Genomic DNA, 16049 nt, shown 5'->3' on the forward strand with positions numbered 1-16049 from the left:
TGTTGCCATATTTAGCCCATAAAAAAAGGCCGCCCGAAAGCAGCCTTAGAGAAAGGAATTAGATAAGTGTTTTTTACTGCTGGTCTTCCACGTAGATACCCGCAGAGATAATCGCCCCGCCCACGCGGCGACGGCCATAACCTAAAGCCACCGGATAGCCCTGTGAGGCGGTATTCGTCACGCCGCCGAATGCATATGATGCTTGGTTATCAGAATCCTGCTTGCTGGCGAGTCCTGAGGCTTGTGGTGATAACATCTGAATAACGCCACCGGCTATCATGGAGCCACCAGCCACCATTAAATTTACGCCCCAAGCCTGCCCAAATCCAAAGGTAGCAATAGCGCCTACAGTCACCAGAGCGACTCCAAGTATAGTTTGGAGAATACCGGCTCGTTTGCTTCCAATTATCACTGGGATAATACGTATTACATCACCTGTCACAGGGTAACCTAAATCATCCTTGCCGATATTTTCTCTTCCTTTAAATACGGCATATGTAAGCCCTCTCTTTTTACTAGTTTTTAAATACTGCTCAAAACTTGGTATTGTGCAACTTAAAGCTCGCCCAGCCTCTCCTGCGGTACGAATAATTCTATAATGCACCTTACCAAATATTTTGCCGAGAACACCAAACAACTCTATTCTTGTATTTACATCTTCTAGCATAAATACCCCCAATAAAAAAAGACCGCATAAAGCAGTCTTTTCTTTTTAATAAATCAGTACTATTAATTATTCACATTGAAAAAATCACTTACTGCAATTCCCTCTTAAAAAATATTCCATATGATAAGCAGTTTCGTTTTTTATAAATGCAAACTGAGGTTTCGCGCCTACGTATCCACCATAACTATTTTTAGCATTCAGGCTATAATCTATTATCCAGCCATAGTTAACCATTCCATTGAACTTACACCAACCTTTGTGGGGTTCTCCGAAATGATATTTAGCGGAATCAGGATCTTTAAGCCTCTCCTCCTGATAACTCTTAATTTTAAGTTCGTATAATTCCTTGCTGGGCTTAACTCCATAATCTGCATTACTAACCTCTACTGGGTTAGGGTTGGAAACGCACCCAGCTAGAAACGATACTGCTATCACCAGAAGTATTTTTTTCATATCATTCCCTTTATCAAGAAGGAATAAATCCTAGCACGATGTTTTATTCAAATAAATGATTTATAACGAACGACTTTCATAGTCCTTTCTTGCCAGTATCCACCATAAGGAATGCGATTACTTAGCATCCCAAACAAGTGATGAAGTAACATATTGCCTTCCAGAAGTATTCCGGCATGATTCCACTTATCTGACTGGACCTGCATGATCACCATGTCACCAGGCTGCGGTGCGCCAGTGAACTCGCGGAAACCACATTCATACCAGCAGTCCTGATAAAAATTGTCGGGATATCCGGCCTCCCACCACGGGTAATCAACGCGGTAGTCGGTAAGCTCAATGCCGTGCTTCTGCCGGAAATAGCTCATAACCAGCCCCCAGCAATCAGTGTGGCCAAGCACAAACGGCCGCTCAATCAGGTGAAGCTCCCCGCGCGGTTGGATGGTATTCAAATCACCCTCAGGCCAGCTCACGATATGCCATGGCAATTCAGTGGCATCGCACTGAGCTTTATCGAGTTCGCTGGCACGCGGCGTTGCGTCAGGGTGGCTATGCACAATCGCTATGACCGTGCCCCAGTCTTCCGCCTCTGCATACCCAGCGGGGTCTAGGTGAAAATTCTCATTAGGATCAGCTGCAAGATTTTTGCAGGGAAAATAACGCTCAACCCGGCTTTTCTGCGCCACGACGCCGCAGCACTCTCGCGGATACTCGGCGGCCGCGTGCTGCATGATTGCATCAATCGTTTTCTGTCTCATGGCTATGACCGAATTAATGAAGTGCCCGGAAAGCCGCCGAACGAAAGCTCGTTATTTTCGCCGAATCGTAATTTGCAGCCGGTAAGATTTCCGCTGCATTCATCAAGCGAAGGGTCAGAAACAGGCCGATTGAACTTGTCGAAGTAGGCCGTACCCGCGTAATCACAACCATCACCTGAGCGATATTTCCCGCGAATGCACCATGTGCAAAGTGAATGCAGCTGCCGCGTAGGAATTTGTAGCCCTTGAAGGTCCATAGGGCTGCTCAACGTGAATTCGACTTCGAGCTTCGTTTCCACGCTTTTGCTGTCGATGTAGAAAACCTTCAGCTTCTCCTGTGTCGGATCTGCCGTTGGGTTCCCTCCCGGGAAGTTCTGGGCGTCGAGATATTTAGCAAGGGTGTCATGGATTGACACCTTGGCCTGAAGCATGTCGTCATAGGCAAGACAAAGCGCAGTGATCGAACCGTCGAGGTTCGCGACAGTCAGCTTTGGCTGCGCGCTGCTGCCGCTGGTTGAGGTTTCAATTCCTTCTATCTGGCAAGGCCACGCAGAATACTCATTGCCCTGCCACCAGATGGATTTAGCCGGGAGCTTGGCCTCATCACCACCAGCAGCAATAATTTCAGCTTCGCTGTGGGGGATGTTGTAGGCGTGAAAGCGCAGCACCTCTCCTGTACCGAACGCCGTTCCGTCAACCTCATAAAGCCTGATGGTGTTACCAGCCTCTAACTTTTGGTAGTCATTGTTTAAAGACATCAAACCCCCGAAGCAGAATAAGCCTGCTCAAATGTTGCCATAACCGTTGCCTGCGTCTTTCCATTCGGCACCAAACGGATTGAATCTGCTGCTACTCGGAATAACCCAACCTCTCCATGTGGCGGCCTGAAAATAAATGCTTTGATACAATGTCGTCGGCAAAAATCCCTGATTGCCAACGAGGTTTCGAGGGAACCGCGGAACGAATAGGGAAATTTAATTTTTTCCGAATTAATCCCGTCTTCTGATATCTGGCTATACCCGTCACCAAACTGAACCTGCCTGACTGTACGGGTATATTCAGTCGTAGGCTGGCTCGCAATCTGTGTAGGCCACGTGAAAGTTTCGACTGCCATAATTGTCCTTTGAATACTTAGCGCGATTTCATAGCATTGAAGAGAATTCCGCCGGAACGCAGTTCTTTCAGTATATTTTTCTGACAGAACTGATCGAGCACCTTCATCATCGATTTGCTTACTGCGTCGTCAGTACCAGACGTTTTAGCGCTGGCAGTACCGTCACTTTGCAAAATAATGGTGTTGTTAAACACCGGGCTTCCTCCGCCGCTGGCTGTACCGGCAACAACCCCCAACTTACCGTTAGCACCTCGGCGCAACGGTAAGATAGCTTCCGGTCCAGCCTCACCCATTACGCCGCCGCCCTTGGCAAACGCAAAGAATGTCGGTTTGTCGACGACACTGCCGCTAAAAGCACTTAGACCCGAAGAGGTGTAAACACCGCCATTAGCATTGGCCTTCAAACCTCCCCACCCAAACGCGCTAGCGGCGCTGTTTAATCCATTAACCAGCGACATTTTGACTAGGATGTCGGTCAGCATGCTTAAAATAGATTTGGTGAAATCTTTAAAGCTTGCCTTCCCGGTCGTCAGGAAAGTCGTCAGCTGCGAACTCACGCCATTAAAGGCGCTGCCACTAACATTCTTGATCTGCTCATACGAGTTGGTCGCAGTATCGGTGTAATCGGCCCAGCTTTTCTGAATGCCCGCCTGCCAGTTTCCACGCAAGTTGTCCTCTGCTGCATAGTACTGTTTAGCTGCCGCCAGCTGGCGCTGGTAGCCTTCATCATCCAACGAGCCGCCCGCATTTTTCCAGCCGCTGCGCAGTTGGGCGAATGTGGACTCCCTGCCTGCCATTCGGTCGCTCATAGTGGCGCTACCCATTAAGGCAGACTGCTTTTCGGCCATTTGAGTGACGTATTTCTGCGACGTATCCATGCGTTTATTCAACTGCTCTTGAGCAACGATCTGATCACCTAGCAGCGCCTTTTGTCGGGCGAGCTGTAGCACCTGCTCTTTGCTGGAGAGTAGCGATTTTTCTTGCTTGGATAATTGGCGGGTTCGGGAAGCGTCCTCAAGGACAGAAAATTGTGCTTCTGTCCCCCAGAGCTCTTTGCGCTGCTGGCTAATGGTATCGGTGATGCTCTTATGCTCCTGAAGGACTTTCAGCTGGGACTGTAAAGCAATCAGGTCTTTCTGAGCTGAATCCTCGGCGCGGTCTCCGGCCGGTGTGACATATCCTTTAGCCTTAGCCGTCTTCGGATCTTTATAAAGCTTTTCGATACCTGCGCGAGCCTTCTCTATGTCAGCGGAACTCCAAAGACTAACTCGCTTGTCGGGTGATAGCCCTTGAGTCGCTTTGGCAGCAGCAGCGTTATCTGCGATGGCTTTGTTCAGGTCCTTCTGGGCTAAGGCCCTTTTTTCAGCTTGCGTGGTTCCGGCATCAAGGTACTTGTTAAACGAAATCTGAGCCTCAATACCGTCATTATTGATTTTGTTAAATTCGGCTTTTGACCGGTTATAACCTTCCTGAGATTTCACGACGAACTCAAGATTGCGGATATCCGCCTCAAGCTGAGCTTTATCCACACCCATGGCGTTATTTTTAAAGCGCCCTAAAAGCCCCTGCTGACTGTTTTCCTGAATTTCAGCCAGCGTATCTTTCATCGTCTGAAGCGTGGCCGCGTCATTCCCTCCGCGCCCGATGTTGAGCAACTCATCCCACATGTTTTTAAACGCATTGCGGGTAGCCAACGCTGCGCGCTCAACCAATCCGAGATTATCAAGGATCTGCTGGCTTCTTTGCTGCTCGGCGCGGCTATAAGCATCGGCCGCAGCCTGACCGGCAGCCTCTTTATCCCCGCGACGTTCCAGTTGAGAAATGTACTCAAACTGACCGGCAGTCAGATAATGAAGCTGCTTATTCAGTTCGGAAGAAGCTTTTGTTGGAGAGTCATAAAGCTTTTCGAAATTCTTTATCGTCTCCTCGACGGATTTACCCGTCGCTTCCTGCATTGCCACGGCGGCACGGGTCACGCTCTCGATTTGCGAACCCTTGAAGCTTCCGCTTCCCACTACCTGAGCAAGTGCCGCAGCGTTTGTTGCCTGAGAGCCGCCGATGGATTTTGCCAACTCTGCAAGCTGCCCGGATGTCTTCCCTGCATAATCACCGGTGAGGATGAGCTGCTTATTGAACTCGACCGACTCTTGGCTGCCCTCGTACCAGGCTTTACCCAATCCATAAATAGAGGCTGCAATCCCCCCTACAACACCCGCGATACCGAGCCCGCGCAGCGTCAGGAGCTGCTCAATCCATCCGGCACGGTTTGCCAGCGTAATACTTGAGCCACGAAGTGAACCAAAGTTTCCGCGCGCGACTTCGCCGATTAAAATGCCGATCTCACGACGCGCTCCTGCACTCTCAAGCCCAAGCCCATGGGTCGATTTTTTCGCAGCCTCGAGTTTACTGATATAGATTTCTGCTGCGTTGCTAACACCCAGCTGAGCTGCCTTGTTACGGAGTAACTCCTCGCTCGTTAATTTTTGCGCCGCCAGCTGCGATTTCAATTTTTGAATGAAGTTAGCTTTCGCAGCTGCGGCCTTGTTATCTTCCGCTGTTAGCTGCTTCTGGCGCTGGGTGATCTGCCCCAAAATAGCCAGATGGTCTTGCCCGGTCAGGTTACCTTTACTTAACTCTTCAAGCGCTTTTTGACGCACCTGCGCCATTTCTGCCGTACCAGATTTGAGATCTTTGATGCTATTAATCTGACGAAGGAAAGAGTTAGTTAATGCCTCTTGCTGCTGACGGTTTTCCTTCGTTCCGGCAGCGTTATCTTCATTCTGTTTGATGAGCTCTTTAGCGCGGGCGATTGTTTCCTCTATTGTTTCAGCTGATTTATTCCACGCACTGGTGGCATCCCCTGCCGCCTTGGTCTGAGCGTTGCGGATTTCATTTGCCGCATTCGCACCGGCCGCCCCTAGCCTTACCATGGACTCAGTCTGCTGTTCTGTTGCTCTGCCAAGGCGGTCAAAAACCTTGCCATTTTCCTCAGACATGCCTGAAAGGATAGATTTTACGCTGTTCAGCTGGTCCGTATTAAGCCCGCTCAGCGCACGTCTCGCCCCTTCCATCGACGCAGCGGATTTTTGCCATTCACTGCTTACAGCATTGGCCGCTAGGGATTGTTTTTCTCTTATCTCTTCTGAAGCGCGGGCGCCAGCTTCGCCCATTCGCATTAAAGAGCCAGCCTGACGGTCGGCTGCGCTGCCCAACCGGTCCAGCACCTTTTCATTTTCTGCCGTCATTCCGGCTAGGAGAGATTTAATATTGGAAAGCTGCTCAACATTCATGCCGCTTATTGCGCGGCGAGCCCCCTCCATTGACGCCTCAGTTTTCTGCCACTCGCTACTTACCGCGCTGGCAGCTGCGGATTGCTGGGCCTGAATGTCATTTGCCGCCCGCGCACCGGCATCCCCCATTTGTTTGAGTGCTGCCGCTTGCCGCTCGGCAGCTTGCCCAACCTTGCCGAGGGACTTATCTGAGTCATCGGCCATGTTCCTGAGCTGGCCCTTGATCCGGGCTATCTGCTCGGTAAACGTGGCGTTATCAACATCAAGATTAATGACCAGGTCACTAATTTGCTGGGACATATCTGCTTCCCCCGAAAAGCCCTTCTCCAGCCAACATCAGCTCCTCATCCGTTTTTTCAGGTTCATCTTCCGGCTGATAGAGAAGGCTAAAATCTATGGCTGAAAGGTCATTCTTGCCCGTGAACATTGCCACCATGAGTTCTTTAGCCGTGGCGAACTCAGCATCAAGTAACTGATCCATGAAGGGTGTTTTGGAAAAAAAGGCTGTCCAGCCTGAAAACTCGGACGCGCTCATTTCGCTTAACATCCGCCGCCAGTCCGCCCGCCGAAATTCCCTTGCAAGTCGAAACGCAAAGTCGCGTTCACGGGCGGCTATTTTGCCAGTGGGCGGGCCTCGACCGTTACGTCCTCTACATGAGGTTCATCATTAGCAGTTTCCGGCGCATCAGCTTTTTTAGGAACCATACCGCTCAGCTCTAGAACCATTTCAACGGCCTCATTCAAACCTTCACTTGGCCATTTGCGCATGACCTCCCGCCAAATTTCATTTTCTTCGCGCTCAGGTTCCGAGTGCCACAAGGACCGTGAAACCAACCATGCATTCACTTCAATGTTGAATTTCATTAAACGAGCATTAGCTTTAAAATCGCTTTCGCCCTCAGCGGTACTGGCCTCTTTATCTGCCAGAAAATCAAAATACTCTGCGCGCTGAAGCGCCGATAATTCGTGAAGCGTTACCTTCTGGTCACCCAAAGTCAGCGTGTCTTTTTTCAGAAACATAATTGGTACCTATGAAAAAAGCCCCTGTGATGGGGCTTTGAAAGTGGAGTGAATTCGCGTTAAGAGACTGTGATGTCGGCGGTTGCCACAAAACTACCGTCAGGCGTCATACCGATCACTTGCACCGTACCGGCTTTAACCCCTTTTACGGTTACGACGTTATCGAGCACGGTTACCGTTGCAATCGATTTGTCGGATGAAACAATGCGCAGCGTCTTGTCTGTCGCACCTGCCGGACTTACGGCAAAAGTGATTGTCGTGGTATTGCCGACTGTCACCGTGCCAGTTTTGGGCGTGGCGGTTAAACCAGTAACGGGCACGTATGCTGAACGGTCCTCTTCCGCCAGAGACGGTTTACCCGAGTTGGTGACCTTAACGGTACGGGTGATCACCTCTTTCGCCGGTACCGCTTTGCCTAAGCTGCTCAACCAACCACGGAACACGTCAACGGCCCCGTTCGGATATTTGATTTTGTAGCCACGCACGTCGCCGAGGGTGAACCAGTCAACCAAGCCCTGCTGGCCCACCTCTCCCGGCTTCCACGCTAATGTGAAACTGGTATCGCCGGCTGACTTTTCGCCCTGCGCAGTTGAACTCCAGTCCGCATCTTCGTCATCCAGATAGGTGTCATCGTAGGACTCGGCGGTCATTTCGCCCGGCGTTAGATCCTTGATTTTTGCAAGGCGAGTCCAGTCGGTATCACTGAGCGGGCTGGCATAAGGGTCACCAGTTCCCGTGTACAGCCAAAGCGTAGTTCCGGCGCCTTTTACTGGCGCCAGCGGGTTTGGAGTAGGCATAAAAATCCTTACATTGAATAATTGAGGGAATAGGACAGGTCTACCGATCCCCACGTAGCCATTTCATCATCACGCTGATATTCATAGCCCTGTGGGGTAATTGTTTCGATTAGGCCAGCCAAGGCAGGTACAGACGCCATTGATGGATAGACTTTTTCCTCCATCCAGCTATCTAAGGCACTGTCTGGGTTTGCTGCTTTCAGAAACACTTCAACGTGCAAAGTGGCCTGCCAGCTGTCTTCGTCGAGTGTGTTGCCGGTGTACTCAGCATCAGACAAATAGACTGCAACGGCGGGCAAATCCTGCTCTTCAAGAAATACGGGTCGGCCGTCAAACCAAGTCACTGAATCACCGATGTCGCTTTTCAGCTTATCCAGTACGGCCGCGCGGATAGCGGTGTGCTTGTTCATCGCGTTAGGTGGATCCTCAACTGATTTTTAAGGGCTGAAGAAAGCTCCTTAGGCATATCGCTTTCAATGAGCCCCTTTGAAATAGTGGTAAATGCTTCTGTCAGCGGCGCATCAAGCGGCACTTTCACCACGTCGATTGGATAACGAGCGCGCCCAACACGGCGCATCACCTGCCACCGACCATTAGCGAGTTGCTGGATAAAAGCGTTTCGGAAAGTGTAGGGACCCACTTTAAGAACGCTTCCTTGTCCATGCTTTGCGCCTTTTCGGCGGGAGAGTCGCGTTCGGGCCGCGCCAAGTTTGATAGCCGGCAGGTTGCCGCGGTTAATTTTTATTGAGGCAGTAAGGCGCTCAGGCTTCGCTTTTTTCAGCTTGGCCCGCTGGCGAACCAGCCTGACAGGCAGTCCTTTTTTGCGGTTGTCGTCGACCGTCGCCTCTTTGGCTACTTTCCGGCTGCCGTGGCTGATGGTTCTGCCTGCAACACGGTTTAGAGCCTTGGCCGTAGCGTCGGGAACGATCCAACGACTTAGGCTGTTTAAGTTCTGGATAGCTCTTTCCAACCCTTTTACTGACATCGTCCCTCCCGTCTATTCGATATGGATGCGCGACTTGCCGTTGAACTTGTCATGTCGCGTTACCGTGAGTGACTCACCGTCGAAAATGACGACATCATTTCGCCGCGCATGGTAATCACTTGAGAAAACTACCAGCGTGGTGCCCGTGCCGGACAACGGCCCCATTTCCTCGAGAAGCTCCGCAGGAACAACCGCATAATCAATGCCGTTAATATTGGCCGTTTTCCCCATAACCTTGATGGTGACCGCATCCATGCGACCGGCCATTCTTTCAAAGGCATTAGCCATTGATTTTTACTGCAACAGCGGGGGCGTTTGCGCCTCCGTCTTCCCACGCGATCCCTGCTGCCACGGCATCTTTGCTATCAAGCTGAATCTTACCGTCCTTGATAAACACGGCCGTGCCTGCGGGAACAATATCTGCTGGCAGCTTTGGCAAAATGAATACGCCGCATGTAAAGCCGTCGCCCACTGAACCAGCTGGAATATCAGTGATTGCCACGGCAATTACGGCCCCGATCACGACAGGGTCGCCACTTGAGATGTTTTTTGTGGTGCCGTTAGTGATGGCAATAGTTTTGCCTTCTTGTAAAAAATTCTTAGCCATAATGTTCTCCGTTCAGCCCCCGAAGGGGCTGGTTTCAGGCATAAAAAAAGCCCTTACGGGCGTTGGATTGCTGCTGGCGTGTTTTACTGGCCGGTGGATTTCGTCAGGCCACGGTAATCAAGCGGTGCCACACCGGCGTCAATGCGCACTTTCGTTGCAACACCGTCGGTCGTGAAGCCTTCTTGCTGGTCGATATACGGCGTATCCACACCGTTAAGGTAGGCCACTTCGATGGTATCAGTGCCTTGTGCTGCGACCAGATACCAGGCTTTAGGGTCGGCATCGTCCAGTCGCGCTTCAGAAATAACTTCTGCAAAGTTCTGGATCGGGTTGTTGATACCCGAGTTAGTATCCGCGCCTTTGACGCTGGCAGACTTGATGGTCTGATTAGCCAGTGTTTCCAGAGCAACCGGTACCAGCATATAAGCCGGGCGAATATTCAGCGCTCGCTCACCTTCTTTTTGCAGACGCATCAGCTTGCGGTTGTCGTCAATGCTGCCGACCGAGATAGCGCCGCTACCGAGGTTTTTATGATCGGCACTAAACAGTGCTTTGCCGTCGGACAATTTCGGGTTTTTCGTCAGAATGGCATAGACCATATCGCCAATAGTGGCCTTGGCCGCGCGGCCCATTTTCATCGGTACATCGGTCAGTTGGTTCAAATCATCGTTGATGATCGCCTGACGCGTGATAGAGAAAATTTCACCGTAGGTGGCAAGCGCAATGGTTTCGCCTTTATCACCCGTGGTAACGTATTTGTACTCTGCCCCTTCACGCACCTGTCGCAGTGACGGGAAACCACCCATACCGACACGATTTGCCGTCTTAAAGTCAGAGAGTTGCCCTTTCTTGGTCCAAAGCTCGAAGGTTTCTGCCGCTTCATCCCAACCCTGTAGCAGCGCCTTGTTGGCAACATCCAGCAGGATATTGCCGAAGTCAGAGGTGCTGTGCGTCAGCGCCATCCCCACCATCTGCATCGGGTTGTAACTGGATACTCCGATGCCTTTTTCAGTGAGCGCCATTCGCGCATACTCGCGCAGCGTCATGCCGTTGTAGACGTTGTCGCTTTCTTGTTTTTCGAAACCAGACCGCGCCATCAGCGCCTGGCGAATACCGTCCGCAACAAAGTTACCGTTGCCTGCGTGGATATGCTCGTTGCCGGTTTTATTCGATGGCGTGCCGGATTTGCCTAACTCTGTCAGCAGAAGATCTTTGGCATCATCAACCGAGCAGTCAATATCGCCCACGCACTTCGCCTGAAGTTCCTGATGCTTGCCTCCGAACATGGCAAACAAATCCTTGATGCCGTTTACACGGGCCTTTTGCTCCGCCAAGATTTGGGCGCGAATCGTCCCCTCATCCGCTTGCTGCGGCTGGTTAGGTTCGGTCTGGCTGCCCTGCGGCTGAGGCTTTTGCGGTTCACGCTGAGTGGTGTTGCGCGGTGGAGTGACCATATTACGAATGCTGTTTGGCATCTTTTCAAATTCCTCAATACGTTTCGATTGAATACAGGCCATTGCCTGCAAGGCGGGGGTGGTTTGATCGGCAAAACCCAGAGCGAGGCACTCGGCCCCATCTAACCAAGTTTCATCATCCAGCATCGATGAAATCTCTTCCGCAGATTTACCGGTTTTTTCTACATATGCGGGGATGAGCACTGACTCCACCTTGTCCAGCAAGTCGGCATAGTCGCGCATGTCGTTGGCGTCACCGCCAGCAAATCCCCACGGCTTATGAATCATCATCATGGTATTTTCAGGCATGATGACCGGGTTCCCGACCATGGCGATAACCGAGGCCATGGACGCCGCCAGCCCATCGATATGGACTGTGATTGCTGCCCCGTGGTGCTTTAAGGCATTAAAAATGGCGATGCCGTCGAAGACATCGCCACCAGGCGAATTGATGTGAAGGTTGATATGGCTGACTTCGCCAAGCGCTTTCAGATCACTGACGAATTGTTTCGCCGTAACTCCCCAATAGCCGATTTCGTCATAAATGAAGATGTCAGCTTCATTGGCGGCGCTGGCCTGCATACGGAACCAGGAGTTATTTTTTGCGCTGGCTTTCGGGCGGTGGTTCGCCCTGTTGTTTGACTTCGGCACTGGTGCCTCCTTTATCATTGGCGGGGTCGGTGTCAAACACCAGTCCCAGTTCACTGTTTTCATCAACCTCAGCTTTACGGCGAGTTTTCACCTCATCAGGATTACGGCCACTTGCGCGAACCCAATCTGACTCAGTCGCCGCACCGCCACGGATTTGCAATTTCCAAGCATTGGCCTCTTTTACCGGGTCAATCCAAGGCATCACCGGACCGGAATAAACAGCGCCGTATAGCGTTTCCATATCCACGCCGCGCGGCACTTTAATTTCACCTGACGCAATAGCCATCTTCAGCCATGCTCGATACATGCGCCGCGTAACCGCCCCGATAAACCAGTCCTGAAGGATTAGATAACCGTCTGTTGATTCCACCAGCTCCTGCCGCTGGGCACTGTAAGTGCCGTTGTAGTTTCGCGCGGTGCTGGAAAAACTCAGCCGGCTGCCCGCCGCCACGGCACGCAGCTGGCCGTTACGGAACGTCTCAAGATTCGGGTTTGGTCTATCGGACTTAATCATTCCGATCTCTTCACCGGGCTTTAAATCGTCATAGAGCATACCGGGCTGAATCATGACCTCTCGATCATCCGATTGCTCGGCGTCCCCATCAAAGCTCTGTCCATCGCCTTTTTTGATGTACATGCCTAGCGCGGCAGCTATGCGGGCGGCAGTGAGTTCTGAATCCTCGTACTCCTTTAGCGCGCTCAGCCTCATCAGTACGCCTGATAAGAGCGAGGTGCCCCGAGTCTGGTGAAGGCGGCGGGTGAATTTGAGGTGGAGCATATTCTCGGCGTCGATTTCTTTGGTATCGAACTGCCGACCAGAGACAGGGAGGGCTTTATAAACCTGATACTTTTTAGGCCTCCCCCAGTCATCTTGAAACACCCCCTGATTTAGCTTGTTTGCGGCATCGCTGCTCATTGGGACAAAGTCAGGCTCGAGTGCTTCAAGCCAAAAGGACACCCCGGCCACAGGCTCTAGTCCTGTCGCCTTCCCTTGAACAAGTTGAGCGAACACTTCGCCGTCACGTAACCAGGTACGTAACATAAGCCGCTCAAGCATGGGGCGGGTAAACTGCCCCGTCACTTCAGGCTTTACTGACCACTCCCCCCACTTTTTGCGTATGTCTGCCGCAAGTTGTTTGGCGATCTTACCGTTGGTCAATTTAGGGTGCGGTTCAACGATTATCCCTTTCGCCCCGACCACACGCTCTTCCAGTTTGTCGAAAACGCCGATCACCAAATCGTGGTTATTGTCCAACCAACGCGCCTGTTCACGTAGTGAGGCTGCCCCCATCTGGCTGAGTTGGTCAGCAGAGCGGTTTTCTCGCCGCGCTTTGTGCGTACGGGTTGGTTTTACTGCCTCATACGCTTGAATAACGGCCCGCGACCTCAAGCGTGATGCTTTCCATCCGGGCGAAAACAAGCCGATTGCATTATCCAGAAATGTCATTCGAACCTCGCCAGTCTGTATGCCGGCCGTCCGCGCTGCCGGTTAATAAGAGACGTCAATCGCCCTTCCCACTCCTGCCGCCCCTTACGGATCTCAGAGAGGTTTTCCATTGTCATTTCCTGACCGTTGAAACGAATAGACTTGCCGTCAAGAACGGCCAGCTCAGCGTCTGTATAACGCTGGATCATTGACTCAATATCACCTCTGTTCACACCCAACCTCCTGCGGTTGTCCATGGGTTGGTCTCTTTAGTCGCGTCTTTTTTACGCTTCTGTTTTTTAGCTGTAGCGGGTGCGGGCGGCGGGATAGGCTCGTCGTCTCCCAGCACGGCGATATTTTCTAACCACGTTGCTTGTTGAGCCCATTCCGGTGCATCCGGCCATTTGATTTTTTCGTATCCATTGAGGATCGCCAGAGCATCGGCGTAGACAAGAAGGTCGAATGCTTCGTTAGCGCCGCGACCGGGCTTGCTCCATTTTCCCTCAGTAGAACGCTCCTCATAAGTAAGTTCGTCATAAAACCAACTTCCCAGCCATGCTGGAAAATGCACGTAGCCCGGCCCCGGCGACTCGCGCCATAACGCGTTATTTACGCGGTCTTTGAGGGCGTTGGTTTGCAACAGGTAGAGAGGGATATCACCGGCGGCCATGGCGCGGCGACCAGTTCGGTTTGTGTTGTCTGGGAATGTGCGGCTAATGAGTTTTGCACGGGCTTTGCTGTCCCCTTTAAAGAGGAAAACCTTTTTCCCGATCCCTTCGCGGCGGCATTTCCGCCAGAATTTATAGGCGTTATCGGTTACACCATCCTCGCCGCCTGAATCCACTGCCATAGACATCAGCCTCAAGCCTTTCGACGGATCAGAGGCCAGCGGCCACGTTTTGTTAAACACGTCGCTTAATAGCAGGTCCCAGTCCTCAGGATAACTCGCCGGATCAATTTGCAGGCTCTCGCCGTTGGCATCACATCGCAGTGACTGCTTGATGTTGTAACGGTCAACCAGCCAGCGTTCGCCCATGCTTCCATAGCCGGTAACCTGAACAACGAAACGGCGGTTTTTGCCCGCCTGAACGTCTACGGTAGCCACAATAAAATTGACACCGTCCGGTACCGAGCGTTTCGGTATGTTCTCGGCCCGCGCCTCCAGCAGTTCGCTCTTTCTCTGCTCCATGCTTGAGCGTGGAAGATAGGGCCTGCCAAAGTCGGTATTGACCACGGTTTTAAGGGTTTCCTCGCTCCGCGTCGCTTCATATTCTTGTTCGGCGGTGAGGAATTTATAAATAAGCTGGGACCAGGTCTGATATGCGGCTGCTGGCCCTTCCATCCAAAAGGAGGCGATACGCGAACGGCGCCCTTCGCCAGTCACCACACCCGCGGCATCAATCTTTTGCCCATCGCGAAGCCACACGCATCTCATATTAAGCGCGCGCTTCATGTCGGCAGTAATTTTACCGTGGCAGGCTGGGCATTTAAGAAAAGCCGCCTCGCTGGCTATGACAGGGTCGGCAACTTCACGGTAGCCCGTCATGTTGTCCATTTCTGGCTGAAAATACTCGCCACAATGTGGGCAAGGCCAATACAACCGGCGGCGGTCCCCGCGGTTATAGAGGGTCAGAATACCCGTTGTGGGCGGTGCCTCATGCGGTGTAGTCCGCCGCCACTTAGTATCGCGAATATCGCGCCCCGGAGAACTCTCAACCAACGTCATTCCTGATGACATAAACGTCGTGGTTCGCTTCGAGGCTAATGAAAATGCATCACCCTCGCCGTCAATATCCTCGGGGAAACGGTCGTAATCTGTAAGCGCTACGCACTTATAGTCAGAAGAAGACATGATATTCACGGACGGCCAGCCAATTTTGAGATAGTTACCGGCGCGGAACGTGCGGTCATAGACGTTGTTGTCGTTTCTCCGCGGACTCAGGCGGGTTTTAACCTCTGGGCTGCTGCGAAACGTACGGTCTAGACGCTTTTTCGAGTGCTCGCGCGCTTTCTCTTCCGTCATCTGGATAAGCAGCATATCCGCCGGATCACAGACAATGGTGTAAACAATCCATCCGTCTATTAGACCAATGGTTTTACCGGTTCGGGCTGGGCCGACGAAAACCACGGCATCGTATTCACGCGATGCCAGGCAGTTCATTGGTTCAATGACGTAAGGAGCTAAATCGGGGTCCCACGGTACGGAGTTGCCCGCGCCCATTGGTACGCGCATATAAGTGCTTACCGCATCAGCCACCTGCATACGGCGTGGGGCACGTAAAATACCTGAAACATCATGGCGGATGCCTCGGGCTGATGCCCTCTTTGCCATCAGTCCTCCTCCGTATGGTCCTCCTCTTCTTCGGCTTCCAGAACTTTCTGGGCCATCTGATCACGTAAGTCATCAATCACGCTTTGAACGCGAGAGACTGCCGCCGGCGTTAGCGCACAGTCGCGCTCAAGAATGTCAGGAAGGGTTTCAAGAATCATGACGACGGCTTTCGCCATCAGTGAAAATTCGCGCGCAACTTCGTCAGCTGGAATTAGCTGGCCGGTATCCTGCTCAAATTTGATCCGCTCATTCTCGGCTTTCCAATGCGCCAGTCGGTCAGAAGGCTGCATGTCGTCAAGGTCTGTTGATACTGTCGGCACCATCAATTCCGTTAAGATTTCGGTGACGAAATAAAGCTTTAATTTGCTGTTACTGCCGGGCGCTGGGCTGACGTTTTTCAACCGCGCGGCAACCGTCTGCCGATGCACATCTGTGATGGCAGCCAGCTGGTTAATATTGAGTTTGAGGGAGGCTATTTCTTGGTCCATGATGGTG

18 protein-coding genes are annotated in these 16049 nt (G+C 51.8%); all 18 read right to left on the reverse strand.

The features are described from left to right. Positions 1 to 73: 73 nt before the first annotated feature. Complete coding sequence (locus ACT3RT_RS17470) at positions 74 to 667, reverse strand: tail assembly protein (RefSeq protein ID WP_496203418.1); 594 nt, start codon at positions 665 to 667, stop codon at positions 74 to 76. An 84-nt stretch (positions 668 to 751) separates the two neighbouring features. Further along, positions 752 to 1120, reverse strand: a complete 369-nt coding sequence (locus ACT3RT_RS17475) for a hypothetical protein (protein WP_496203419.1) — start codon at positions 1118 to 1120, stop codon at positions 752 to 754. Positions 1121 to 1167: 47 nt separating this feature from the next. Then, positions 1168 to 1878, reverse strand: coding sequence for a C40 family peptidase (locus ACT3RT_RS17480; RefSeq protein ID WP_496203420.1), 711 nt, complete (start codon positions 1876 to 1878; stop codon positions 1168 to 1170). A 2-nt stretch (positions 1879 to 1880) separates the two neighbouring features. Beyond that, positions 1881 to 2636, reverse strand: coding sequence for a phage minor tail protein L (locus ACT3RT_RS17485; protein WP_496203421.1), 756 nt, complete (start codon positions 2634 to 2636; stop codon positions 1881 to 1883). Then, positions 2636 to 2992 (reverse strand): phage tail protein, encoded by a 357-nt coding sequence (locus ACT3RT_RS17490; RefSeq protein WP_496203422.1) that lies wholly within the window; start codon positions 2990 to 2992, stop codon positions 2636 to 2638. The genes ACT3RT_RS17485 and ACT3RT_RS17490 overlap by 1 nt, the downstream gene beginning before the upstream one ends. Positions 2993 to 3009: 17 nt before the next feature. After that, entirely contained in the window at positions 3010 to 6582 is a 3573-nt protein-coding gene (locus ACT3RT_RS17495) for a phage tail tape measure protein (RefSeq protein WP_496203423.1), read from the reverse strand. After that, a complete protein-coding gene (locus ACT3RT_RS17500; protein WP_496203424.1) occupies positions 6566 to 6829 on the reverse strand; it encodes a phage tail assembly protein T in 264 nt (87 codons plus the stop codon). The genes ACT3RT_RS17495 and ACT3RT_RS17500 overlap by 17 nt, the downstream gene beginning before the upstream one ends. A gap of 65 nt (positions 6830 to 6894) precedes the next feature. Continuing rightward, positions 6895 to 7302, reverse strand: a complete 408-nt coding sequence (gene gpG, locus ACT3RT_RS17505; RefSeq protein WP_051899602.1) for a phage tail assembly chaperone G — start codon at positions 7300 to 7302, stop codon at positions 6895 to 6897. A gap of 59 nt (positions 7303 to 7361) precedes the next feature. Further along, positions 7362 to 8099 (reverse strand): phage tail tube protein, encoded by a 738-nt coding sequence (locus ACT3RT_RS17510; protein ID WP_034795771.1) that lies wholly within the window; start codon positions 8097 to 8099, stop codon positions 7362 to 7364. Between the two features lie 8 nt (positions 8100 to 8107). Next, positions 8108 to 8509: a phage minor tail U family protein gene (locus tag ACT3RT_RS17515; RefSeq protein WP_496203425.1), complete on the reverse strand. Its 402-nt coding sequence runs from the start codon at positions 8507 to 8509 to the stop codon at positions 8108 to 8110. After that, complete coding sequence (locus tag ACT3RT_RS17520) at positions 8506 to 9084, reverse strand: phage tail protein (protein WP_496203426.1); 579 nt, start codon at positions 9082 to 9084, stop codon at positions 8506 to 8508. Before ACT3RT_RS17520 ends, ACT3RT_RS17515 begins: the two co-directional genes overlap by 4 nt. A gap of 12 nt (positions 9085 to 9096) precedes the next feature. Next, a complete protein-coding gene (locus ACT3RT_RS17525; protein WP_496203427.1) occupies positions 9097 to 9372 on the reverse strand; it encodes a DNA breaking-rejoining protein in 276 nt (91 codons plus the stop codon). Beyond that, a complete protein-coding gene (locus ACT3RT_RS17530) occupies positions 9365 to 9691 on the reverse strand; it encodes a DUF2190 family protein (RefSeq protein ID WP_496203428.1) in 327 nt (108 codons plus the stop codon). The genes ACT3RT_RS17525 and ACT3RT_RS17530 overlap by 8 nt, the downstream gene beginning before the upstream one ends. A gap of 83 nt (positions 9692 to 9774) precedes the next feature. Next, complete coding sequence (locus ACT3RT_RS17535) at positions 9775 to 11814, reverse strand: ClpP-like prohead protease/major capsid protein fusion protein (protein ID WP_496203429.1); 2040 nt, start codon at positions 11812 to 11814, stop codon at positions 9775 to 9777. Further along, entirely contained in the window at positions 11741 to 13243 is a 1503-nt protein-coding gene (locus tag ACT3RT_RS17540) for a phage portal protein (RefSeq protein WP_496203430.1), read from the reverse strand. The genes ACT3RT_RS17535 and ACT3RT_RS17540 overlap by 74 nt, the downstream gene beginning before the upstream one ends. Next, positions 13240 to 13455 (reverse strand): hypothetical protein, encoded by a 216-nt coding sequence (locus ACT3RT_RS17545; RefSeq protein WP_496203431.1) that lies wholly within the window; start codon positions 13453 to 13455, stop codon positions 13240 to 13242. The genes ACT3RT_RS17540 and ACT3RT_RS17545 overlap by 4 nt, the downstream gene beginning before the upstream one ends. Then, complete coding sequence (locus ACT3RT_RS17550) at positions 13452 to 15554, reverse strand: phage terminase large subunit family protein (RefSeq protein WP_496203432.1); 2103 nt, start codon at positions 15552 to 15554, stop codon at positions 13452 to 13454. Before ACT3RT_RS17550 ends, ACT3RT_RS17545 begins: the two co-directional genes overlap by 4 nt. Continuing rightward, positions 15554 to 16042, reverse strand: coding sequence for a DUF1441 family protein (locus tag ACT3RT_RS17555; RefSeq protein ID WP_034795792.1), 489 nt, complete (start codon positions 16040 to 16042; stop codon positions 15554 to 15556). The genes ACT3RT_RS17550 and ACT3RT_RS17555 overlap by 1 nt, the downstream gene beginning before the upstream one ends. Positions 16043 to 16049 lie beyond the last annotated feature (7 nt).

It is taken from the genome of Ewingella sp. AOP9-I1-14, assembly GCF_052375995.1.
Lineage (GTDB): Bacteria > Pseudomonadota > Gammaproteobacteria > Enterobacterales > Enterobacteriaceae > Ewingella > Ewingella allii.